The 24,503-nt window shown below is 31.1% G+C and carries 13 protein-coding genes; all 13 read right to left on the bottom strand.

Annotated features, from left to right (window positions below; genetic code table 11):
- Positions 1–73: 73 nt before the first annotated feature.
- Positions 74–1,711 carry a histidine kinase gene (locus H0I27_RS08100; protein WP_218733473.1) on the bottom strand — a complete coding sequence of 546 codons (1,638 nt, stop codon included), beginning with the start codon at positions 1,709–1,711 and terminating at the stop codon, positions 74–76.
- A 1-nt stretch (position 1,712) separates the two neighbouring features.
- A complete protein-coding gene (locus tag H0I27_RS08095; protein ID WP_218733471.1) occupies positions 1,713–2,483 on the bottom strand; it encodes a LytTR family DNA-binding domain-containing protein in 771 nt (256 codons plus the stop codon).
- A gap of 258 nt (positions 2,484–2,741) precedes the next feature.
- A complete protein-coding gene (locus tag H0I27_RS08090; protein ID WP_218733469.1) occupies positions 2,742–4,568 on the bottom strand; it encodes a T9SS type A sorting domain-containing protein in 1,827 nt (608 codons plus the stop codon).
- Between the two features lie 640 nt (positions 4,569–5,208).
- Positions 5,209–6,624: an MFS transporter gene (locus H0I27_RS08085; RefSeq protein ID WP_218733467.1), complete on the bottom strand. Its 1,416-nt coding sequence runs from the start codon at positions 6,622–6,624 to the stop codon at positions 5,209–5,211.
- Between the two features lie 12 nt (positions 6,625–6,636).
- Positions 6,637–8,127 carry a glycoside hydrolase family 30 beta sandwich domain-containing protein gene (locus H0I27_RS08080; protein ID WP_218733465.1) on the bottom strand — a complete coding sequence of 497 codons (1,491 nt, stop codon included), beginning with the start codon at positions 8,125–8,127 and terminating at the stop codon, positions 6,637–6,639.
- Between the two features lie 11 nt (positions 8,128–8,138).
- A complete protein-coding gene (locus tag H0I27_RS08075) occupies positions 8,139–9,371 on the bottom strand; it encodes a glycosyl hydrolase family 17 (protein WP_254713165.1) in 1,233 nt (410 codons plus the stop codon).
- A 149-nt stretch (positions 9,372–9,520) separates the two neighbouring features.
- A complete protein-coding gene (locus H0I27_RS08070) occupies positions 9,521–11,152 on the bottom strand; it encodes a glycoside hydrolase family 30 beta sandwich domain-containing protein (protein WP_218733461.1) in 1,632 nt (543 codons plus the stop codon).
- Positions 11,153–11,246: 94 nt separating this feature from the next.
- On the bottom strand, positions 11,247–14,705 hold the full coding sequence (locus H0I27_RS08065) for a hypothetical protein (RefSeq protein WP_218733459.1): 3,459 nt from the start codon (positions 14,703–14,705) through the stop codon (positions 11,247–11,249).
- A 109-nt stretch (positions 14,706–14,814) separates the two neighbouring features.
- Positions 14,815–16,074: a glycoside hydrolase family 2 TIM barrel-domain containing protein gene (locus H0I27_RS08060; protein ID WP_218733457.1), complete on the bottom strand. Its 1,260-nt coding sequence runs from the start codon at positions 16,072–16,074 to the stop codon at positions 14,815–14,817.
- Positions 16,075–16,179: 105 nt separating this feature from the next.
- Positions 16,180–17,859 carry a family 16 glycosylhydrolase gene (locus H0I27_RS08055; RefSeq protein WP_218733455.1) on the bottom strand — a complete coding sequence of 560 codons (1,680 nt, stop codon included), beginning with the start codon at positions 17,857–17,859 and terminating at the stop codon, positions 16,180–16,182.
- A gap of 10 nt (positions 17,860–17,869) precedes the next feature.
- Positions 17,870–19,891 (bottom strand): PKD domain protein, encoded by a 2,022-nt coding sequence (locus H0I27_RS08050; protein ID WP_218733453.1) that lies wholly within the window; start codon positions 19,889–19,891, stop codon positions 17,870–17,872.
- A gap of 5 nt (positions 19,892–19,896) precedes the next feature.
- Positions 19,897–21,339 carry a RagB/SusD family nutrient uptake outer membrane protein gene (locus tag H0I27_RS08045; RefSeq protein WP_254713164.1) on the bottom strand — a complete coding sequence of 481 codons (1,443 nt, stop codon included), beginning with the start codon at positions 21,337–21,339 and terminating at the stop codon, positions 19,897–19,899.
- A gap of 52 nt (positions 21,340–21,391) precedes the next feature.
- A complete protein-coding gene (locus H0I27_RS08040) occupies positions 21,392–24,394 on the bottom strand; it encodes a TonB-dependent receptor (RefSeq protein ID WP_218733449.1) in 3,003 nt (1,000 codons plus the stop codon).
- Between the last annotated feature and the right edge of the window lie 109 nt (positions 24,395–24,503).

Here is a 24,503-nt window from a genome sequence, read left to right as displayed (position 1 = left end):
ATTTGCATGATATCAACAACTTAGCAAAACGGAATAGAGTGAACTCTATAAAAAACGGAGTGAAATACTATTTTTAGGTTATATAAGGCAATGTGCAGACAAATTTACCGTCTACAACACCTGTTTTAAAGGTAGCAATTTGATAATATTGGTAGGTATTCTCTAAATAATTCAACCCAATATGATGGCTATCTTTAGCTTTATGCTTTCTTGGTGTAAAATTATTTTTTACAGTAATAAAATCTTTATCAATAATAATCTCTATAATTAAAGGCTTTATTTTAGTGATTTCATTATGTTTTATTGCATTTTCTACCAAGGTTTCTAAAGACAGAAACGGAATATTTCTTCCCAAAATTTCAGCATCACAATTATTAACGATGGATACACTTAAGCTTTTATTAAATCTAATTTCTTGCAAAAAGACATACTGTTCTAAAAAAGTAATTTCCTTTTTCACAGAAATTAAATTTCCTTCACGCTCTTCTAAAAGGTATCGATATACATCAGCCAGTTTTAATACAAATTGCTGAGATAAATCTGGATTTAAATCAATTAAAACATGCAAAGAATTTAAACTATTGAATAAAAAATGTGGATTTATTTTTTTCTTAAGTTGATTTAATTGCAGAATAGCATTTTCTTTTTGATACTTCTCGTTGCTATTTATTAAATGTTCTTTTTCTTCTACAACCTTTATATTCTCTACATATTCTTTTTTTAACTGTAATCTAGAAACCAATAAGATTAACATAAATGTAGAAAAAGCTAAAAAACTAATCCAAGAAAAATACCCTTGTATATTTTTTGTGGTTTCTTTTAAATGAATATCTATAGGAAAACTAATAACTACTATTAAAGGTGAATTTCCGGTCATTATGGTATCAAAATAACGTAAAACTTCCAACCCAAGAAATTCTGATATTGCTTTATCTTTTAACGAATTGACATTATCAGGCACATAATATCCATTAATTTTAAGGGAACTTTTTAAAATTTGTTCAACAGAAATGGTATTAAAATACATGTTTATTTTTTTTCCGATGTATTTTGTATCGGGATGCAGCATACAAATACCGTCTTTATTGGCAACTACCGTATAACCTCCGTCCCCTTTATAAGTTTCAGAAAAATAACTCCATAACGAAATTAAATCTACATCGTAACCCGTATAAACAATCTTATTGTTTCGCAGTTTTTTTGCATAGATTTTTCTATTAATTACATTACCATTCTTAGTTAGAATTGTATCGATTAAAACGTCATTTTTTATAAATTGAATCTCTTTTAGTAATGCTTTTATTTCTTTTTGATACAAGCTATCTTTCTTATTAGAAAAATAATTTTCATTTACATCATTAGAGCTTATTATAGACACAAAACTATTATGAATACTGTGATGCTCTAAGGCTAAATCTGAAGTAAAAAGTAATTTCTCCTTTACAAACTCGAAAGAGTTGTTTTCTAAATTTTGTAAGATTTTTTGTGAATTTTTAAAAGAATTATTCAGTTGATTAAATTCGAATGCAACAATATTCTCTTTAGATTTTAAATTCCCTTGAATTATATCTTGAATTAATTCTTCTGTTACTGATGTAATTTTAGGAGTGATTAACGAATTACCAACAAAAAAAATAGCGATCAACAATAAACTGATATACAAATATTGCTGATTCTTTTTTAATCGGGTACTAAATTTAGATGATCGCATATTAATTATTTAACCATTCTTTAAACTCTCGAACATTTTTAGAACTAATTAAAATAAAATCGTTGCCTTTAGAAAAAGGTTCTAATTCTATTTTTAATCGATTCTGACTGTATTTTATAATTGTTTTTATAGCACTATGTCTTACAATGAATTTTCTATTTATTTTAAAAAAATCCTTTTTAGATAATTTTAAATCTAAATTCAATATAGTATCGTCATACAAATAACTTTCTCCTTTAGTAGTAAATAAAAAAAGTGATTTATTTTCTGCCATAAAATAGGCTATCTCACTATCGCTAATCGAAATTAATTTTTCTCCTCTAGAAACCAAAAATCTTTTTTGATTTGTTTTACTTTCTTTAGAAGTGTTTAAATGAGATAATAAATTTTCTAAATCACTATAATCAGTAACCGGTTTTGCTGTGTAGTTGGTGTATTTTTCTAAAGCAGTATTTAATTTATTTTTATCATAAGGTTTTAATAAATAATCGATAGCAAAAAACTGAAACGATTGTATTGCATATTGATTAAAGGCGGTTGTAAAAATAATAGGAATTTTAATTTTTAAATTTTCAAAAATCTCAAAACTTTCTCCATCTCCTAGATGGATATCACTTAAAATTAAATCGCAACTGTTATTTTTAAACCATTCTATAGATTGTGCAACACTTTCTAATCGTTTTTTAATACGTATCGGATAATTACTTTTTAATAATAACTTTTCTAAAGATGCTGCTGCCAAATCTTCATCTTCAATAATAACAATATCCATTCTAAATTGATTTATAATTTTAAAGCCGAGGGTAACTTACTCAATATTATTATAAATAATTATCGTTATTTATAATGATATTGAAAAGCAAAAATACAAATCTTCATTAGAACTAAATTATATAAAAAATATAGGATTTTTTTATGTAAAAAGTTAGTCATTCAGACGTTTTGTTAAACTTTTATAAATTATTTTATATAATGGACAAAAAAAAGGATACTAAAATAGTATCCTTTTTAAGTTAAATAAAAATATTAATTATTCTTTAATAAATTTTGCTGTTGCAAATACGTTATTTATAGAATACTTAATTAAGTAAATTCCAGAGGATAAATTAGAAACATCAATAGATTCGTTATTTTTATTGATTTCCAAATTCATTATTTGTTTACCCAATAAATTATAGATAACGGCACTTTTAATAGGGTTTTGAGCTGAAATGTTTAATCTACTTGTAGTAGGGTTAGGAAACATCGAAATTTTTATTAATTCATTATCTTTTACATCTGCTGTTGCAGAATTAAATAAAACAACATCATCAATATAAAAGGTATTGTTTGCACTTCCATCTCCCATGGTTCCTAAATCGAAAATTAAAACAACACTGTCATAAGATCCGCTTGGAATTGCTGAATAATCGAACGTAATTGTTTCCCAAGCATTTGCTGTAGATATGGTTACTTCTTTCTCGAAACTAGTAGCTGGACTTGCTGAATTTTCTACTTTTAATAATACTTTAGCGTTTGCTCTTGGAGAATATACTTTCATTGTAAAAGTATCATTCGCTGCAAAATCCATTGCTGAACTTAATTTGACGACACTTCCTCCCCAAGGTTGACCTGCATTTTTCACCATTTTACCAACATTTTCAGAAAAATTCTCTGCATTGTTATAAGGGTTTGTTTCTGTGGTGACAACTCCTCCGTCAAAATTGGTCCATGTTGTTGCACTTTCAAAATCTAGAGGTAATGCTACTGTAGGTAGTACAACGCCTGAAGAAGACAACGTAATATCATCTATATAAAAAGTATAATTTGCGCTTCCATCTCCCATTATGTCATTGTCAAAAATAATAACTAATTTTTCATAAGAAGCCGTTTTACTTATTGCTGCATAATCAAAAGTTAAAGTTTCCCATCCATTAGCAATTGTTGTTAGAACTTCTTTACTATAATTAATTCCTGCATCTCCAGAATTTTCTACTTTTAATAATACTTTTGCTCCTACTCTTGGTGAATATACTTTCATTGTAAAAGTATCATTATTAGCAAAATCCATTGCAGAACTTAAGGTTAACGCACTTCCTCCCCAAGTTTTACCTTCAAATTTTACCATCTTACCAACTTTAGCAGAAGTATTGTCTGCATTGTTATAAGGGTTTGTTTCTGTTGATACAACTCCTCCATCAAAATCTGACCAAGTTATTTCGCTTTCAAAATCTAATGGTAACGAAGCAGTACCTGCAACAGGAGCTGCTGGTGCATCTGTTAATTTTTCTGCATTAAATTTTATATTATCAATATAAATGGTATTACCTTCTGCTCTATCAGCCATATCTTGCCTCCAATCTACAAAAACAACCATTTGACTAATATTTGATAAATCGCCATTAGGATTTATACCAGAAAGATCGAATGTTAAAGTTTGCCATTCATTTACAACTGAATTACCAACATTTTGGTCTGTAATTTGAAATGATGTTCCTGCACTATTTGTTCCCATTTTAATACCTACAGTACCTACGTAATTTTTATGTACATCCATAGTTAAGGTTAAGTTATTTGCAACACTCATATCAATTTTCCAAGTACCAAATTTAGAGTCTTCCCATTTATTATTAACACCTGCATAAAAAGCATTACCAGGTCCCATAACAACTTTCATTACTTTAGAAGCGGTAGTATTTACACCATTTAAATTTGGATTGTCTACTATTTCTGCTGGAGCAGGTTCGTTATCAAAGGTATACCAATTAGACGCTAATCCTGACGGAGTACCTTCTTCAAAATCTAAATGATATTCTTGTTGTTGTGAAAAGCCTATTGAAGTAATTAAAAAGGCTAGTAGTAAAGTAATTTTTTTCATAATTGTTTGTATTTTAAATTTACAAAACAATATTAACCCTATTGTATACTATATTAACATAAAACACTACAGCAAAAAACATACAACCAAAAAATATTATGAATTTTAAGTTTACTTATCAATGAAATAAGTACTTAACAACGTTTTATTTTTCACTTTAAATCACTAATTATTAAACAGATATATTTATTTGTATTGGTAATGTATAGCTAAAGAAACATAATTAGAGTTCTATTTTTGTTTGAGATTGTTCTAAACCAAAATAAAACGAATAACTTTCGACTATACACAAAATAAACAATTCATTTATCAATGATCTTAATTACTTTTATGCAATTTGAATCCCCTTTATGTTCTTAAAGTTAAATAAGGATTAAAACCTGTTATACAACATCCTACACAAAAAGTATAACTATTACCCCCCCTAATTTGGCATCAATAACCATTAAAACCTCAACTTAAACTCCTTTATTTATGCAATACAGATCCTACAAAAAAAACGCTATAAATAATTAATATTCATAGCGTTTAAAAAAATAATTTAAAAAGTAACTTATCTTATTTCTTAATCTTTTAATTTTCCTTTCTTAACCTATTATCTGTTATCCCTAGAAACTTAAACATCATCAATTTCTCTATTTTAGTGTCCCTTACGCTTGTCTAACTCTATTCTAATTTCACCTGAACGTTTTTCAGAAAGGTCATAATTTCTCATGATGTACATTGCAATAAGAGTTCCTGCTATAGGAAAACCTGAAAAGAATAATCTTAATCCAATAAGTGCCTCTTCTGTCTGAATATTAACTGCAGAATCAAACCCTACTACAGATAAAATTGCACCACTTAAACCACCTGCAATTCCAAATCCAAATTTAACCATCCACCAATAAATAGCTCCAAAAACACCTTCTCTACGTTTACCTGTATTTAACTCATCTAGATCGATAACATCTGCAGTCATAGACATCATTAATGTAAATAAGCCACCAATACCAAAAGAAAAGAAAGGCAATGCAAATAGAAACATATAAGGTTTACCAGGAATAAATAAAAACCATAGCATAATATAACCAACCACAGAAATCCCTTGAGAAACCATAAAAGCTTGTTTTTTCCCTAACATTTTAGACATTTTAGCCACAATAGGAATTACTAAAAAAGTAGTTACTAAAGCACCTATACTACCAAATAACGTTGGCCAAATTCCCGCGGCAGCGGCATCTCCTTTAAAAAGATAATACACAATAATAAAAAAGGTAAAACTTGCTACAGTATTAAATGCATTAAAAACAAAAAAGGTAGCAAAACATAATTTCTTAAAAGGTTTAGACTTAAAAGCCTCCACAAAGTTATCTCCTATTTCTTTTAAACTTTTTCCAATATTTTTTAATGTTAAAGAGGCATAATTCTCATTTACAGTAGATTTACTTTCAATAAAAATTGCTGGTATCATTGCACAAATTGCAAAAATAACGCCTACCCAAACGGCCAATTCTCTTACAGCAACGTCCGCAGTTATATACCATTCCGGATCATACATAATAACCCAGAACCAAGGTGCAATAACCCAAGCCCATTGACCAATCCATTGTGCAACTGCCATGATACTTGTTCTCTCATGAAAATCATCACTCATTTCATAACCCATAGCTACATAAGGAACACTAAAAATGGTAAGACCTAAATAAAATGCAAATGAGGTTAATAAGAAATACCAAAAATTATAATCAAGCGAGTTTTCTCTAAACAATTGCCACATAATTATAAAAGAAATTCCCATTACAATTGCCCCAATAAACACATATTGTCTTCGTCTACCCCAGCGAGATTTTGTGTTATCTGAAATATATCCCATAATAGGGTCTGTGACAGCATCAAAAATTCTTGGAACTAAAGAAATAACTCCCCACATCCATCCTGGAAAGCCTAAGTCTTTTACCAAAACGACTATAAAAATACCAATTACAGCTGGAAACATTTGATTTGCAAGCATTCCAACTCCAAAGGCTATTTTTTGGCTCAATGGAACTTTAGAAGACGTTTTATAAGTAGACATATTGTTATCTTTTTAATTTGTTGCAATCATAATAGTTTGCAGTGCTTGGGCATCAATATTAATATTGGTTTCTTTTTCTCCTAAAGAGATTTTAAAACTTTTCTTTGTTTTTCCTTCATTAAAAACCACCACAGCTATAGAACCATCAGTATTTTGTGCTGCTGTAACTTGTAAATCTTTATCTGAATTTTCTAGCTCTATAACTTTTGCTTCTGGTCTAATGTATTTGCTAAAATGAGCCATCGTATAATAAAGTGGTGTAAAATACACCTCATCTTTTTCTGGATCTACAATTACCGGAGCCACACACCAATTCTCAAACCAATTTGGACCACCTTTTGTATCTAAAACCATATTCCAATCTACCCAACCGTCTACCCAATTATTAAGGCAACCAATAATGTCTCTTGCATATCTATTTACAGGAGCATATTTTGGGTGTAAATATTTATTCTCTGGCTCTCTCCAGTCATATCCCCAATCTGTTGCTTCTTTTTTCCAATACCAAGCATCATCTTGCCAAACAGGTATTTCAGAATCGATACATCCTTCTGTTTCAATTAAGTATTTTTCTGGTGCTTTATCATGCGCATATTGTAACGCTTCTGGAAAAATTTCATACGTACTTTCATACCAATGGATAGCAGTTCCGTCAAAATATTTTGATGAACTTTCGCTTCTATACATTTCATCAACCCATTCTTTTAAACCTTCTCTATTTTGGTCATAACCTAAAATAATTTTATCACCATACCCATCTTTTTCTAATTTTGGACCTAAATGAATCTCTACAAAATCGGTCATTTCTTTAGGCGTAAAATGCATGCTCTCCCAGTTATTCCCATTTCCGTGTGGTTCATTTTCAACTGTAAACCCCCAAATATCTATCCCTTCAGCCTCGTAAGCATCTATGTATTTAGAGAAAAATAATGCCCATGTATCATAATATTTTGGTAGTAATTTTCCTCCAACCCACTCATTATTGTCTTTCATCCACGGAGCAGCTGTCCAAGGTGAAGCAAATATTTTAAATCCATCTTTAGACGCGTTCATGGCATCTTTTATCATCGGAATTAAATCATCCATATCATCTTTAATGGTAAAATGCTCTAATTTTACATCATCCGCTACTGGAGAATATGAATACTGACTTAAAGAAAAATCACACGAATTCATATGTGTTCTTGTTAATGAGTAATTTGCGCCTTCTTCTGAGAAATAAGCCTGAATAATGGTATCTCTGTTTTTCTGACTCAATTTATTTAATAAATAAGCAGATGATTCTGTAAATGCACCACCAAAACCTGTAATTGTTTGAAAAGTTTTTTTAGGATTAAGTGTTATGGTAGCTGCATTTTCAACAGGAACAAAATCTGTAATTTGGGTTAACTTATTCCCTGCTTCCGAAGTTTCATAAACCTCTACAGATAATTTATTATCCTTTTGATTACAACTAATCATCACTACTAAAAATAGCGTGTAAAAAAAATAGTTTGTTTTCATTTTTATTATTTTTATCTATTATACTCTGTATTCGGAACCAAAACATCATTCATTAATGCTTCTTTATTTCCATTATATGTTTTTGTAATTGACTTTCCTCCTCTTGTTAATCCGTTAAAAACACCTTTGTCAACTAAATTCCAAATTGGGAATTTTGCTTCTCCTTTTAGGTTGATCAATCCAAAGTGATTTTCCGATCCATTTGGGTTTTCCACATCTTTCCATTGTTCATCAAAAGCTTCAAAATAGAAACAAGAAATACCTTCTTTATTCGTCCATTCTCTAAGATGATTGTAATACAATCCTTGCTTATATTCATCACTAGCCCTAGAACCGTTTACACCATAATATCCGTTAGAAATAGTTGACCAACCTGTTTCACCAATATGAATAGGTTTGTTTACTCCCAAACTTTTCATATAGCTTTTTACAGCATTATATTGCTTTATGGCAAATTTTTTAGACCTTAACATGGCTGCATCAATTTTATCTTTGTCTGATAAATGAAACTCATTATCGGGTACTTTCCAAAATTCTGAATTGTGGTGAGAATTATGATATGGATATGTATGTGTTGAAATATAATCTACCGCTTTTATTAAATCTTCTAAATCTTTAGTGTGATACAAAGAATCTCCGCCACCCCAACAAGAAAAATCGTCTGAACTTGTAATCCAAACATCTTTAGACAACTCTCCCTTTTTCTTTAAATTCTGAAGATAATTTACCCATTTTAAAATCACATTCGGTTGCACAAAATAACTTGCCGCCCATTTTACCATTGCTTCATTACCAACAGCTATTACTTTTACAATGTCTGGGTATTTATTTGCCAAGGCTACAGCTCTTGCTATTTCTCCTTCATTTTCTGGACTTTCAAGATTATGATTTGGCTCTTTGTCTGTCCATGCATTTAAACAATCTATCCAAGCACCCAACATTACATACATTTCAAAATTGGCATCTTCTTTTTTAAGTTGATGAATGGCTTCTAAAACATTTGCAGCATGTGGCAATTTTGGTTGTACGTTATAGGTTCTTAAAATACGAATCCCCATTGCGTGCATCAACTTTAAATCTTCTTTTAGTTGAAGAATTGTTGGCTGATTATCTTCTCTTGATTTTCCTCTATAACCTCCATAGGAAATTGCTAAATAATCAGGATTTCCTAAAATATGTTCTGCAGTAAGATTCTTATCTTTAATTGCTGTTTTAGAATTACAACCAACACCAAAAATTAACATAATAATTACAAAAGATATTTTAAAAATTGAATTCATATTTTTGATGATTAAATGCTATTTATACTCCAAAGCTGAAACTTTGAATATCTTTATTATCTAATATTTCTAATGAAACATAGCACTTAGCTAATGCTATGTTTCTGATTTCTTTACTTACTACGTAAATGAATAGTTTGAACAGATCTAGGTGCAATTCTCGATGTAAAAGTCTTTGTTTCTAATGCAATTGATACTTCTTTAATTTCTTCATTTTTGTTAAAAATAACAACAGCAATTGAACCATCAGAATTTTTAGCAGCAGTGTATATCAATCCATCTACCTCTTCTCCTTTTACACCTATTCTATGTGCATCAGGGCGAATGAACTTACTAAAGTGACTAAGCAAGTAATAAAGTGGCGTGTATGTTACCTCATCACTAACAGGATTAATAAGTACCGGAGCACTATTAAAGTTGTCGTAAGGATTTGGTTGTCCTTTGTTGCTAAGAATACTACACCATTCAATGTAACCTTGAGTTCCATGATTTAAATCTGTAATAATATCGTAAGCATACGTCTCGAAAGGAACAAAAGTACCTGCATAGTCTGTACTTGCTCTCCAATATTGCCCAATCGGGTCATTAGCATCAATATCTATACTTGATTCCGTATGAATCATCCCTTTATTAGGCCAAGTTTTTTCTAACTCAGCTAATTCATTCGAATACCAATTATTTTCTTTTAATTCAGAATTTGTATACCAATGAAAAGCAGTTCCCCAAGCATATTTAGATGCTTCAGGATCTCGGTAGGTTGCTGCAACATAATCATTCATTGTAGATTTATTATGATCATAAATCAATACGCGTAATCCAGCATCCAAATCATCAAGTTTAAGATGGCCATCTTTTACAAGTTGAGGACCAAGATGGTCTCTTAAAAAATCTCTACCTTGTTCAGGAGTAAACCCATTACTATCCCATGCTGCATCATGAGCATGTAGTGGTTCATTCTGTGGTGTTAGCCCCCAAAGAGTAATCCCTTTTTCTTTATAAGCACTTACATATTTTGATAAATATTTAGCCCACAGACCATAATATTTAGGAAGTAACGTACCGTTAGTCATTTTAGCTGTTTCTCCTATTTTCATCCACGATGGAGGACTCCAAGGCGAAGCAATAATTTTAAAATCTGCACCAGGAATGCTAGATGCTTCTAAAATCATTGGGATAATATCATAATTTGGATCTATCAATTCAATACCACGTACCTGATCATTTTCATCACCAGAAAACCCTTTCATATCTTCTTGAATACTGAATGTTGAAAGATCTTCATCTCCCTCTTCAATATACGTATAGTGCGTGTTTGAATAATCACTGCTATTAATGTGTGTTCGTGTAAGGGTGAATCCTGCACCTTCTGTAGGACTAAAAAGTTTGGTCAAAACATTTTTACGTAATTCAACCGGAATTGTAGCTAAATTCCATGCAGAGGACTCTGTAAATGAAGCTCCAAAACCGTAATACTTTTGAAATTCTTGATTAGGAAGAAGCTCTATTCTTACTTTCTTTACTTCAGAAGAAGTTGTCTTAGCAACATCACTTGCTATTAATTTTAGGTTATCTCCAGCTTGAGATGTTTGATACACATCTGATACGTAATCTTGATAAGCACTTTTTTGTGAGCAGCTCGCAAGTAATATAGACATAACCAGAAATTGTAACCAAGTAATCTTTAGAAAATCAGATTGAGTACTCTCTCCTTTATCATTTTCTCTTCTATTTTTGATACTAAACATATTCTTTCTATATTTTTTTCTAATGTTACACACCTACAAAGTAAAAAGACCTTGCAGATGCGTAATACATTATAATTTTAAATACTTCTTTAAATTATTTTTTAATAGCAACTTCTATACGATCTATTTCTCCTGTTCTCTCAAACATCTTTTTTGAAATAGTCGTATTAAGAATTAAGCTTTCTGATGTGACTGTTTCTGTATTTGTAAAAAAGATTGTAACACCTTCACCTCCTGTGTTTTTATAAATAATTGGTACTTGACAATAAGTAAAACAAAGAGTACCTTTTTCTAAATTGATAAATTTTGGTTCTTTATTAATTGCATTATATTTAAAAACCTTAGCAGTTTCTACAAACTCACTTCCTTTTAATAATCTTGGATTAAAGTTGATTTTTCCATCTTTAACAAAAACACCCAACTCCCCTATTCTACTTAACACATCTTCTTTTACCTGACCTGTCATTCCTGGTTGTTGCGCACCTTTTCCTGCTGGTGTATGAGAATATGGATCTGTAGGAAAGGCACCATATAATTGAGGAGATTTATGCACTCCAATTCCTGCCTGAATTTCATAATAATGATCTAATAACTGACCAATTACAGCTTCATCTTCATTATTTTTTATGGCTAATAAACAATTTTCTTGCACTGCCAATAATAATTTAGAAACCATGTGCCAATAAATAGACCCCAAACCTTCATAACCAAAGAAAGTTCCAGAACGACCTGTAAATGCCTTGTGGTTAAAAACTTCTTCGAAAATAGTAGCTAATAAATCAGCTTCTTTTTCTACTAAATCGGCATATACTTCTGGTAAACTTTCAAAAGTTGCTTTTAAACTATTTGCATTGTTAAAGTTGGCATTGAAATGATAGTTACCTAAAACATCTTTATTGATAATTTGTGTATTGTTATCTGCAATTAATTTTGATAATAATTGAGAACCGTCTACCGAAGCTTTCGGAATTACGTTTTTCTCATCAAAACTTGGTAATTCTTTATTTGGATATAAAATATAACTGTATTGATCTTCTCTAAAAAGCGCACTAGCTTTCATTCCGTCTAAAACTTTTAAAGCTTCTTTTGGCGATAAATACCCAGAACTTAATACAGCAACTTGACCTTCTAACATTTCAGATAGATAAGAAACAGACACTTCTGCATCATTTTCAATAGTCATTAAATTATAAGAATGGTATAAATTATCTGAACGCTTATTGGCTTTTATAGTATGCTCTAAATATTGTTTTGTAACTGATAAAAATTCTAAAAGACCTGCTTTAGATAGCATTGTTTTATCACTAGAAAAACCAACCTCATAAACAGTACTTCTATAAGTACTTGCTGCAGAACCCAATCCGTCTAAAACAACTTTTCTATTCTTATCAGATACTTTTCCTTCAAGAATATTTTTATTTTCTTTAAGCGTAGCAACTACCTCATTAAAGAAAGTTGATAATTCTGATGAAATCTCAAATTGCTCAGTATCTGATTTTGAAACTACTTTATCAAAGAAGTTTAAAAAACGATTCAAGTAATTTAGTGTTACCATAGAAACACCATTTCCTACCAAAGCGTTGTTTGCATCATTCCATTCTGGTCTTTGTGTATTCATCCAAATTCCACCTTCAGGAATAAAATTAGAAACTTTTGCTAAAACTGTAGCTAATAATTTTTCAATTAAATTTACTTTATAAATAAAGTAGTTTTCATCCCTTAATAAAGCACCATCAGCACCTAGTCTTTCTCTTCTTTTTTCTATATTTTCTTGCTCTTCAAAATCAAAATCAATAGTATCTTTAGGATTTTTTAGAATGTCATCATACTTTTTAATTCTATAAGGCACATTTGCGTATACAAAAACAGCTTCAGAAAAACGTTTTTCTAATTGATTTGGATAGTGATTCTCTATAAATTCTAAGAATTTTAATAAGTAAATAATTTGATGATCTCCCCAATATCCAATATAAGACCAAGGATCATTCTCTTCAATAACCTCCCAATCGAAACCATCTTTTGTAACTCTATAAGGATTGTAACCATCAAAAGTTGTGGCGTTTAAAAACTTATGAATCATGCTTTCTATAAACTCTGGATATGAATGTGCTAATGTTTCCCAGTTCTGAAAAATATCACGCCAATTACCTTCATAATCTAAAACTTTAGAACCGTCAATTTCATTTTTTGTGTTGATAGAAAACTTATTCCAAGGTCTACTTGGGTCTCCATGTCTTCTACTAAATTTTAATGGTAAATATTCGAAACAAAGTCTTTTAAAGTTTTTATCTTCATCTTTCTCTGCAATAGCTATAATGGTATCTAGTGTAAATAATTCTGGTAACTCATTTAAAACAGCCTCTTTTAATTTTAAAACTTTTTTATTTGCCTTACCAATATATTTTATAAAGTCATCTTTTTCAATTTTATAATCATCATCAAAAGTACCACCTCTCATTAAATTGAAAAGTGTATTTGCAAAGTGTCTTGTGTTTACCAAAGCATCGTTAGATACTTGCAAACCATCTGCTGCACCTGTTAAATCAATTAACTTTTTTGTTCCTAATGCTATATCTTTATGAATAATTTCTGATAAATTTTCATCATCCTTTATTGCTTTAGAAACTCTTTGAATATCTCCAATAGTTTGATTCACATTGGCTATAAAAATCCATTCTTTCGTTTCATCTGCTTCTAAAGTTACCTCTGCACTAATAAAATAAGCTCCTTTTTCGGCTTTAATTGCCACCTCTTGCTGTAATTCTATACCTCTTCTAAAATTATCTAATTGTAATGATGATAACAAATACGTAGGATTCTTAACACCTAAAGACCAAACTATATTTGCTTTTAAAGCTTCACTAGGTTCTGCTTTATCAACAATAATAGCACTTAATGCATAAATACCTAAACCAGCTTCTACTTGCAGTTCGCTCTTTTTATAAGCATCTACTAAATTACTTCTAGAATTTTGTAAGTCTGTTTCTACATCCGAAGGTAAAATATTCTGTAAACCATCTAAAAACGTAACAACTGTTTTATCTGAAGAATTATTTATTAAAGTTGATTTTTTTACAAATCCGAATTTATCAGAAGAACTCCATTGATATCTAAAAGTAACTCCTAAATCTTCATTAATTTCTTCGAAAACAACTTTATTTCCAAAACTGTTTTTATATAAGTTTTGTTTTGTTTTATATAACCCTATTTGTCTTTGAGAAAAAGGTTCCCATAAATATATATTTCCGTTTTTTGAAACTTGAAAAATAGATTTACTACCAGTTACATCTGCAGATTCTGTAATTTTATCATCTGTATAATAAGGAAAAAGTGAGTATTCACTATTTTTTCTACCAGCAGATAAACCTCCATTACTAGAAATAAACATCCAATGATTAGAGTCTGAAACAATACTCATAAAAAAAGGTCTCATTTCATTACTATTCGAAATTTTATAATATACTTCATTTTCGAAGTTGATCATTTCCCCTTTTACCTCTTGTGTTTTAAACTCGGCCTTATTATTTCCTAAAAAAACAGTTTTTTTTGTCATCAAAATTATTTTTTTAACCTCTTATTCTTAATTAAAGAAGTTGTTATTTATTTATCCTGTAAGGCTTTTTTAACCTTGTACGTTTTTGTTATTAATTAGCTAAAAGCTATTAAATTTTAATTTTTCTAAAATGTTTAGAAATTAAATCTGTTGTAATCCCTTTTGCATAGGGATTTAATTGGTGTGCTTTTTGTAAAGCAAAATAAGCAGCTCTTGGTGTTAACGTATAAAAACCTTTTGTATCAGTTGGTCCTTTTGCACAAATACCAAACCACTCCTCACTCATATTATTGGCTCCTTTTATATAATCTAAAGCGTATCCTCCATTTGCCCAAGAAGCTTGGTTATCATGAATATGTAAGTTTGTTGTTTGTCCAAGTTTCCACCAGCCATCACTAAATTGAAACGTAAACCCCCCAATAGCATTTCCTGCCTTTTCTAAACCCGAAACATTTTCATAAATCTCTTTCCAATTTTCTAACATGTAATAGGCTTGCATTTTTTGATCTTCCTTTAGCGTTATTGAGTTAAAAGCATCAGCTCCAAATTCTGTAAATAATATGGGCATATCCAATGTTTTTTTAGCTCTTTCAAAAGCATCTCCAAAAGATTTACCTCGATACATGTTTGTTCCATAAATATCTACGTCTGTACATTCTTCTGCAATGATATCTATATACAAATCATCTCCATTACAAATAGCAACCGGGTGATTTTTATCTATCTCCTTCATTTTAATGGCAGCTTCATTCATTAACTTATACATTGCTCTACCTCTTAACTCTCCTATCTCATTTTTTTCAGACTCTCCTTCAGGAAAATCTTCTGTTTCTGATCCTGCCCAAAAAAGTCCGAAGTTATTTTCATTACCTAAAAGGAATAATAATAATCCAGGAGTATTTTTATATGTTTCTGCCATTTCACTAACCTCTGTTAGCAAGCTTTGTTGTGCCTTAGCATTACTGTAGTCTGTTTCTTGTTTCCAATTTCCATTTATAGCAACACCATATCTACCAAAAGAATGATTTAACATAGTGTAAATACCATACTCTTTATAGATATAAGTAATCCATTTGGGTTGAATACCTTCATAAACACGAATTGTATTAACGCCCATTTCTTTCAATAAATTCATTTCTGCATCTAATGCCGTTTTTATAAACGCATCTGATTGCTCCCATAAACTGTAAGAAAAATTTGTACCAATCGGAAAATAATCCCAATTCATACCATTAATTATAAAATCTTCTCCATTTACAACTAATTTCATTCCTTGCTTATTCTTTAAGATAGATACTTTATCTGTTTTTGTATCACAAGAATTTAAAATAAAAACTAATAGTATAATTGGTAAGAAAATATATTTCATAAATATCAACTTTGACATAAATTTTAAAGTATTGTAGTTATAAAAATATAGAAAAATAAGGCCAGCCATATAAAACTGACCTTATTAAAAAATAACCCAATAATATTATTGAAATACTTTTACATAATCTATTTCCATAGTATCTTCTGTAAATCCATCGTCTACACTTCCTCCAAGTGAACCTCCCATTGCTACATTAAGAATTAAGAAGAAATCTGCATTAAATGGTAAATCTGCATTGTTTGTTAACTCATAAAAAGGAACATCATCTACATATATTTTTACTTTTTCTTCCGACCATTCTAAAGTATATAAATGGAATTCTGAAGATGCGTTAGAAACAGAAGTTGTTTCACCATAACTTGCGTTGGTAGAACTAGCACTATCTAACCAATGTAAAGTACCTAAAGACGTATTTTTATCTGCACCTGTCTGTTCCATAATATCCATTTCACCACATAGAGGCCACCCTACAGTTGGAAAGTTAGAACCCAACATCCAAATTGCTGGCCAAGTACCTGCCGCAGCTGGTAACTTTGCTTTTACCTCAACTCTACCGTATTTAAATTTATACAATCCTTGAGATTTTAACCTAGCAGAAGTATAACCTCCACTACCATCAGCTTTTGCTGTAATAATTAAAGAACCACCTTCTACCTTGGCATTTTCTGTTGTATTGGTATAAGTTTGTAATTCTCCATTACCCCAACCACCTGCACCGAGGTCGTAAGTCCAGTTTGCTGCATCTGGTGCTCCATCTGTATTAAAATCATCTTCCCATACTAAATTATTGTAGGTATAATCTGGAGTACTTGCTCCTTCTACAGGTTTAGTTGATGTAAATTTATGATACCAAGCTGCACCACTACCAGAATTTGAATTTTCTATAATTCTAACAATCATTTCATCATTAGAAATCGAAATAATATCATACGTACTAGCACCTACATACCATCCCATAAATCCACCATCAGAAATTTCAAATTCAGTACCTCTGTATTCCACATTGTTATAAGAACCTTCTGTACCTGCTTTAGATGTTGAAGGTCCAAAAGAAACATTTTTAGTTCCAAACATTGTTGTTACTACAGTTTCATCATGACATTGATCTCCATTTACACCTAATACACCTGCATACGTTCCTGGCACAAAAGCAGGTCCAACAGTTTGTTCAAAAGTAAGTCCGGTTGCTGTTCTTGTAAATACAAACTCATTATCATACATACAAGATTTTTCATCATCCCATGCTTTAATTCCATTCCACCAAGCTTCGTAAGCAAACTCTCCATTTCCATAATCATCTGTAGCTGGTCCCATACCTACATGAACAGCCACATCTGCTTGCCAATACCATTTTTTACTGTCACCAACATTGGCACCACTTAAAAAGTTTTCTGCATCAACATCAGAAAAAGAACTATAAACTTCTACATCTATTGTTTTTGTTGATGAAATCCCACCTGTACCATTTGCTTTTACAACAACTGTATACAAGTTTACACCTACTTTAGAAAATCTATTTGTGAAGATTCCTGAAGGTGCTGCTTCTGCAACTCCGTCAAAATAATATACATAAGAAGAAGCATTGGCAGCAGTAGCTGTAAAATTTACAGAACCGCTTCCGTCTCCATAAGGGTTGTCTACATCTGCACCTACAATTTCTGCAGTAATGACGATGTCTGTTGGTGAAACAATTTCTCCAAATTCGTGCTCATTCTCTTGACAGCCATAAAGTACTGTCATTAAAGAAAATAAGATTATATAAATATTTTTAAGTTTTTTCATAATCATTATTTTAAAATTGTGATATATCATCTAGATAAATAGTATAATTAGCAGAACCATCTCCTTCTGTACCATTATCCATTATTAAAACTAAGTTTGTAAAATCTACAGAAGTACTAATTCCAGAAAAATCGAATGTTAATTCCTCCCAAGCATTAGCTGTTGTTGTAGTTGCTGTAATTTCTTCGGAAGCAACTGTATTTGGCCATGCGGTAGCATCTTCAAACTTTAATAATAAATTTAAACCTGCTCTCGGAGACCAAACTTTAACTTTTACACTTGTTCCAGCTGTAAAGCTAAATGGTGTAGGAACTGTAATTTTAGATCCTGCCCAAGGCTGCCCCGCATTTTTAACAACTTGTGCAACCATTGCAGATGCATTTCCGTTTGTGTCTGGATTTGCAATTACAGAAATTGCTCCACCATCAAAAGAACTTAATATAAATTCTGGTTCAAAATCTAAAACAGGACTTGTAGAAATATCATCTAAATAAATAGTATAATTAGCAGATCCATCTCCTTCTGTACCATTATCCATTATTAAAACTAGATTACTAAAATCTACAGTTGTGCTTATTCCTGAAAAATCAAACGTTAATTCTTCCCAAGCATTCGCTGTAGTTGTTGTAGCTGTAATTTCTTCTGAAGCTACCGTATTTGGCCATGGTGTAGCGTCTTCAAACTTTAATAATAAATTTAAACCTGCTCTTGGAGACCAAACTTTTGCGGTTATTACTGCATTAGAAACATCAAATGTTGATGAAATTGTAACTTTAGAACCAGCCCAAGGTTGACCTGCATTTTTTACAAGTTCTAAAACTGAAGAAGAACTATTACCATTTGTATCTGGATTTGCTACTACAGCAGCTGCACCACCATCAAAAGAACTTAATTCGTAATCCACTTCAAAAGTTAATGGTGTTACACCAGAAACAGGAGTTGAACTCACTTTGTAAAAATAAAGATTGTCTATAAAAACAGTACCAGAACCTTCTAACTTGAATTGGTGAATATCATTTAAGGTTAATCCCTGATCTGTAAATGCTGAAATAGGAATGTTAATCGTAGTCCAAGCATCTTTTGTTAATGCAGTTTTTACCATTTTCTCTCCACTGCCAACACTAATTAAATAGGTATCTAATTCCGTAGCATCTGCTGTCCAAACATCTAAATGAAGAAACTCCATAGTAGAAACATCTTGCATTGAACCTATTTGAATTCCTTGATAGTTTAAATTACTATACTGAATCATTGCATCTCCATTTAATTCAAAAGGAGTATAAATAGTTGATTGGCTCCAGTTTGGATTAAAATCTGTACCCGCAACATCTGTATATTTATCACTAAAAATAGAAATAACATCTACAGCATCTCTTGCCGGTTGTGTACTTGCAGATTTTAAAGGTGCTAAAATAGCAGTAACTTCAAACTCACTCGTGTATTCTGTTGTTTCGATGGCACCACCTTTTGCAATCACTTTTACAGTATACGTACCTGCTGTAGAGTATTGATAATTTATAGCATCACCAATGTTAGCTGATGCTGCTGGTTGTGGTACATCTGCTTCTCCTGAATAAAAATCATAAGTGGCAGCATAATCTGCTTTCGCTGTAATATTTACTTGTTTAGAAATAGCAATATCATTTTCTAAAGTAACTTCTAAATTTTCTGGAGCTTTAAAAGAAACTACTAATTCTTGTGTTGCTTCTGTTGTATCTCCTTTAGTATTATAAGCTACCACTTTTACTGTATAGGTACCTTCCGCATAGGTATGTTGTGCCATTTTACCAGCTTCAACACCCTTTTCTTCTGCCGATGCATCTCCAAAATACACATCAAATGAGGTAGCCCCAACTGCTGTTGGTAAAATAGTAACCAAACCTGAATTATCTTGAGATAAGTTATAACTAGCTGCAACATTTGATGGAGGTACTACATTATCTAAGAAGTCTAAAGATCTATCTTCTTCTGTACAAGCACTAATGATCAAAAGTATTACTAATGCTTTGTATATTATTTTTAATTTCTTCATAATTATTAGTATTTATCGTTTTGTTCCCAATTTCCTTGTGCAAATTGTATTTCTTCAATCGGAATTGGAAAAACCTCATTTTTACCCGTTGTAAAACCTGATATCTGAGATCCTCTACCTGTTCTTACCAAGTCGAAAAATTGATGACCTTCTCCTACTAATTCCACTCTACGCTCTTTATAAATTGCAGCTGTTAAATTAGAACCTGTTGTAACAATATTATGATCTGCATCACCAAAAGCTCTTTCTCTAACCCTATTTAAGTATGTTTTTGCTTTAGCATCATCTGGACTCGGTTTTCTATTAAAAGCTTCTGCTGCCATTAATAAAACATCTGCAAAACGAATAGCTCTATAATTATTAGGGTTTGTTAAGTTTAAATCTCCTGCTGCCTCTTCATTTCTTTTTCTAGGAAGATATTTTCTATTAAAATAACCTGTATGCTCATAACCTGTAGTAAATTTTGCACCTGTAGAAGCTGCCCATGCATCAATATCTAAAATAGCAACCTCTTTTCTGTTATCTCCATCTTCAAATTCATCTACCACTTCTTGTGTTGGTACATTAAAACTAAATCCAGAAGTAAACAAACTACCTTCATAACCTCTTACCCCCTGATACCCAACGGCAACATTTCCTTCACTACACTGTAAACAATCGAAACTTGCACCTTGTGTATCTGTATATTGCACTTCAAAAACAGCACCTGTACCATTTTCTCCGTCAAATTCAAAAATTTTGTTGTAGTCAGACTCTAATACGTATCCTCCGTTATTAATTACATTTTCTAAAATGCTTGCAGCTTCATCAAATTTATCTTGATATAAATAAACTTTTCCTAATAATGCTTGTGCAGAACCTTTTGTTGCTCTACCAACTTGAGGCGCTGTATACGTCATGTTTGCAATTGCATATTCTAAGTCTGCTTCAATTAAAGCATATACATCTGCTTTTGGCGATCTTGGTATTGTTTTTTCATCACCCAAAACAAAACGACCGTCTGCTTTAATAGGAATATCTCCAAACCATTTTACCAATTCAAAATTATAATACGCTCTTAAGAAATAAGCTTCCCCAAGAATTACATTTTTACCTGTAAAGTCTGTTTTATCTTTAAATTCTATTATATAAGCGGCTCTATTAACACCACCATACATTAGGCTCCAAAGGTCTTGAAGTTGATCGTTAACAGGAGTATGAGTCATATCATCTATTTGTTGATATCCAGGAACATCTGTAGCTGTTTCTCCACCACACAAAGTATTGTTAGAAGCTATTTCTCCCATTAATACATTTCTAAATGTAGATTGTAAAGGATCATAAGCTGCTACCAAAGCATTGTAATAATCTGTTTCTGAATTGAAAAAAGATTCAGAATCTTCCGCGTAAATTTTAGAATTATTTAAATAGTCATCAGAACAAGCGCTTAAAATAAATAAGCTTGCCATAAAGATGAATCCTAATTTTATTATTTTATTGTAATTTCTCATCTTTTATTTTTTAAAATTCAACATTTAAACCTAACAAGAATTGTCTAGCAGATGGGTAGTTACCAGAATCGATACCTGCACCAATTGCTCCGTCATTAATAGAAGGATCATAACCAGTGTAATCTGTGAGCGTAAATAAGTTATTGATAGAAGTATATAATCTTAATTTAGACAACCCTACTTTTTCTAATAAATCTGGTGCAAAAGTGTATCCTACTTGTATGTTTTGCATACGTAAGAAAGAAGCATCTTCTACAAAGAAATCTGAAAAAAGTCTGTTATTTGTAGCATCGTTAGTTAATCTTGGTACCGAGTTACTTGTACCTGCACCTGTCCATCTATCTAAGTAATAAGCAGGCTTATTCACATTTGGTAAAAAACGTTCAAAATTTCTAACCATGTCTTTTCCTAGCTCTGCATATAAATAAGAAGTAAAATCCCAATTTTTATATTTTGCAGAAATATTGAATCCCATATAGAAATCTGCTTGCGGATTACCAATGTTCACACGGTCGTCAAAGTCTATAACACCATCGTTATTTGTATCTTTATATCTGATATCTCCAGGAGAAGTAACACTTGCTCCTAGCCCTGTTTGAGAAGGATGTGCATCTACTTCTGCTTGTGTTTGAAAAATTCCGTCTGTTTGTAAGCCTAAGAAATAACCAATTGGTTGTCCTACTTCCATTCTTGATGTTGGAAGGTTACCGATTCCAAAATCACCTCCTTCTACAATAGCGTCGTCTAAAACGTCTGTTACTTTGTTTTTTACATAGGTAACATTGTATCCAATATTTAAAGAAAAATCTTCTTTAGAAATAGCATTATAATTAATTGCCAATTCTCCACCTGTATTTTTAGAAGTACCTGCGTTTACTGTTGGGTTTGATCCTCCTGCTGCACCAGAACCTAACAAACCAGAAACTGGGAAGTCTTCAATTAATAAATCTTTTCTTGTTTCTTCAAAATAATCTGCAACAATTGTCAGTTTATCATCAAATAGATTCATATCTAAACCAATGTCTAATTTCTCTGCCGTTTCCCAAGTTGCTGACGGATTAGACAAAGCACCTTGTGCAGTACCATCTACTAAGCTTCCATTAAAAACATACTCACCTTCACCATCTAATAAAGATCTGTATAGATTATCTCCAACTAAGTTTCCTAAAGTACCGTAACTTGCTCTTAATTTTAAAAAGTTAATCGTTTTATTATCTTTTAAGAAGTTTTCATCAGAAATTTTCCAACCTGTAGTTACAGACCAAAAATTATCTACTCTTTGATCTTCTGCAAAAACAGAAGCTCCGTCTCTTCTAACTAATCCAGAAAATAAATATTTACCTTTATAATCATACTGAGCTCTACCAAAGAAAGAGGTTAACCTAATATCTCCATTCCCAGTATTTAAACTTCTTTGTTCACTTTGTTTATTGGTTAAACTAATGTCCGCAAATTCATACGAGTTATTAGGCACATCAAATCCTGTAGCATAGATACCATCAAACAAATCATTCTGTACACTTGTACCTACAGTAAAAGTAGTATTATGGTTTTCTAAAAATGTTTTCTGATACGTTGCAAATGTTTCCCAATTTACTCTTGTAGAAGTTGCTTTAAATTGATAAACAGAACTTTGTGTTTTATTGTATACTTTAGCTAAACCATATTCTTGAATAGGTGTAAATGAGCGTTGCTTTTCATTATAAATCTTATAACCAACACGTGAAACGATATTTAAACCTTCTATTGGTTTATATTCTAGCTTAAAATTACCTTCTATTCCATTACCATTATTTTCACCAAAAGTATTTTGTAATAATGATAAAGGGTTTACAACCTCTATCCCTAAAAAGTTATTTGTATCATTTTCATTTAGCCCAAAAGTTGGTGCATAATTTAAACCATTAAATAAAAGTGAAGCGTCAAAACCTTGTGAAGCACTTGTGTAATAGTTTGCTATTACAGAGAAATTTAATTTTTCACTAATATCTATACCTAAGTTTAATTTGATATTGTTTCTAATAAAATTAGACTTATCTTTTGCAATAATACCATCTTGCTCTGTTCTAGATGCACTTACAAAGTATCTAAAACTTTCTCCACCACCAGATACACTAATATTATGATTCATTAACATGGCATCATTAAAAAGTTCATCTTGCCAGTCCGTACCTTTACCTAATTCTCCTACATTACTAAAAGGTAATGTTTGCCCACTTGCTGCATACGCTTCATTTAAAACTAAAGCATATTCAGTTGCGTTTAAATAATCTAATTTTTTGGTAGTTTGTTGAAAAGCAGCATACGTATCGTATTTTACAGTTGCTTTTTTATTTTTCTTACCAATTTTAGTAGTTACCAAAACAACACCATTTGCCCCTTTTATACCATAAATAGCTGCTTGTGCATCTTTTAAAACGGTAATAGATTCAATGTCATTTGGATTGATACTATTTAAATCTCCTTCATAACCATCTACAATTGTTAACGGTTGATTATTGGTATTAGAACTAACACCTCTAATTAAAATATTCACTTTTGCACCTGGTGATCCAGACGAAAGGTTAACAGCAACTCCAGAAGTTGTTCCTTGTAATGCACTCGTTGCATCAATAGGTTTTAATGCTTCTAAGGTTTTCTCTCCTACTATAGATACAGAACCCGTAACATCTTTTCTTTTTTGCTTACCATAACCAACAACAACAATTTCATCTAAAGCCTCTGCCGACTCTTCTAAAGAAATATTTAAAGTTTGTTGATTAACCAATACTTCTTTTACAGCGTATCCTAAATAATTAAATACAAAAGTTGCTCCTTTCTCAACTTTAGCAAGACTAAAAAGTCCATCAAAATCAGTTTCAGTTCCAACAGTTGTTCCTTTAATTAATATACTTACTCCCGGTAATGGATCACCCGTTTTAGCATCTTTAACAACACCTTTTACATTTATAGTTTGTGCAGAAGCACAAAAACCTACAAATAAAAGGAGTAATAATGTGATTTGTTTTCTCATGAATAAGGTATTTATTATTTGATTATAAAATTATAGTTAAATTATAGTTAAATGATAAAAACAACCACAACAAAAAACATACATCACAAATAAAATGGCTAAAAAATAC

This window comes from Polaribacter sp. HaHaR_3_91 (assembly GCF_019278525.1).
GTDB lineage: Bacteria > Bacteroidota > Bacteroidia > Flavobacteriales > Flavobacteriaceae > Polaribacter.
This window is presented reverse-complemented; position numbering and strand designations above follow the sequence as displayed.

Coding starts and splice junctions, on each gene's coding strand:
- H0I27_RS08100 (WP_218733473.1), bottom strand. CDS start 1,711: ATGCGATCATCTAAATTTAGTACCCGATTAAAAAAGAATCAGCAATAT.
- H0I27_RS08095 (WP_218733471.1), bottom strand. CDS start 2,483: ATGGATATTGTTATTATTGAAGATGAAGATTTGGCAGCAGCATCTTTA.
- H0I27_RS08090 (WP_218733469.1), bottom strand. CDS start 4,568: ATGAAAAAAATTACTTTACTACTAGCCTTTTTAATTACTTCAATAGGC.
- H0I27_RS08085 (WP_218733467.1), bottom strand. CDS start 6,624: ATGTCTACTTATAAAACGTCTTCTAAAGTTCCATTGAGCCAAAAAATA.
- H0I27_RS08080 (WP_218733465.1), bottom strand. CDS start 8,127: ATGAAAACAAACTATTTTTTTTACACGCTATTTTTAGTAGTGATGATT.
- H0I27_RS08075 (WP_254713165.1), bottom strand. CDS start 9,371: ATGTTAATTTTTGGTGTTGGTTGTAATTCTAAAACAGCAATTAAAGAT.
- H0I27_RS08070 (WP_218733461.1), bottom strand. CDS start 11,152: ATGTTTAGTATCAAAAATAGAAGAGAAAATGATAAAGGAGAGAGTACT.
- H0I27_RS08065 (WP_218733459.1), bottom strand. CDS start 14,705: ATGACAAAAAAAACTGTTTTTTTAGGAAATAATAAGGCCGAGTTTAAA.
- H0I27_RS08060 (WP_218733457.1), bottom strand. CDS start 16,074: ATGAAATATATTTTCTTACCAATTATACTATTAGTTTTTATTTTAAAT.
- H0I27_RS08055 (WP_218733455.1), bottom strand. CDS start 17,859: ATGAAAAAACTTAAAAATATTTATATAATCTTATTTTCTTTAATGACA.
- H0I27_RS08050 (WP_218733453.1), bottom strand. CDS start 19,891: ATGAAGAAATTAAAAATAATATACAAAGCATTAGTAATACTTTTGATC.
- H0I27_RS08045 (WP_254713164.1), bottom strand. CDS start 21,339: ATGGCAAGCTTATTTATTTTAAGCGCTTGTTCTGATGACTATTTAAAT.
- H0I27_RS08040 (WP_218733449.1), bottom strand. CDS start 24,394: ATGAGAAAACAAATCACATTATTACTCCTTTTATTTGTAGGTTTTTGT.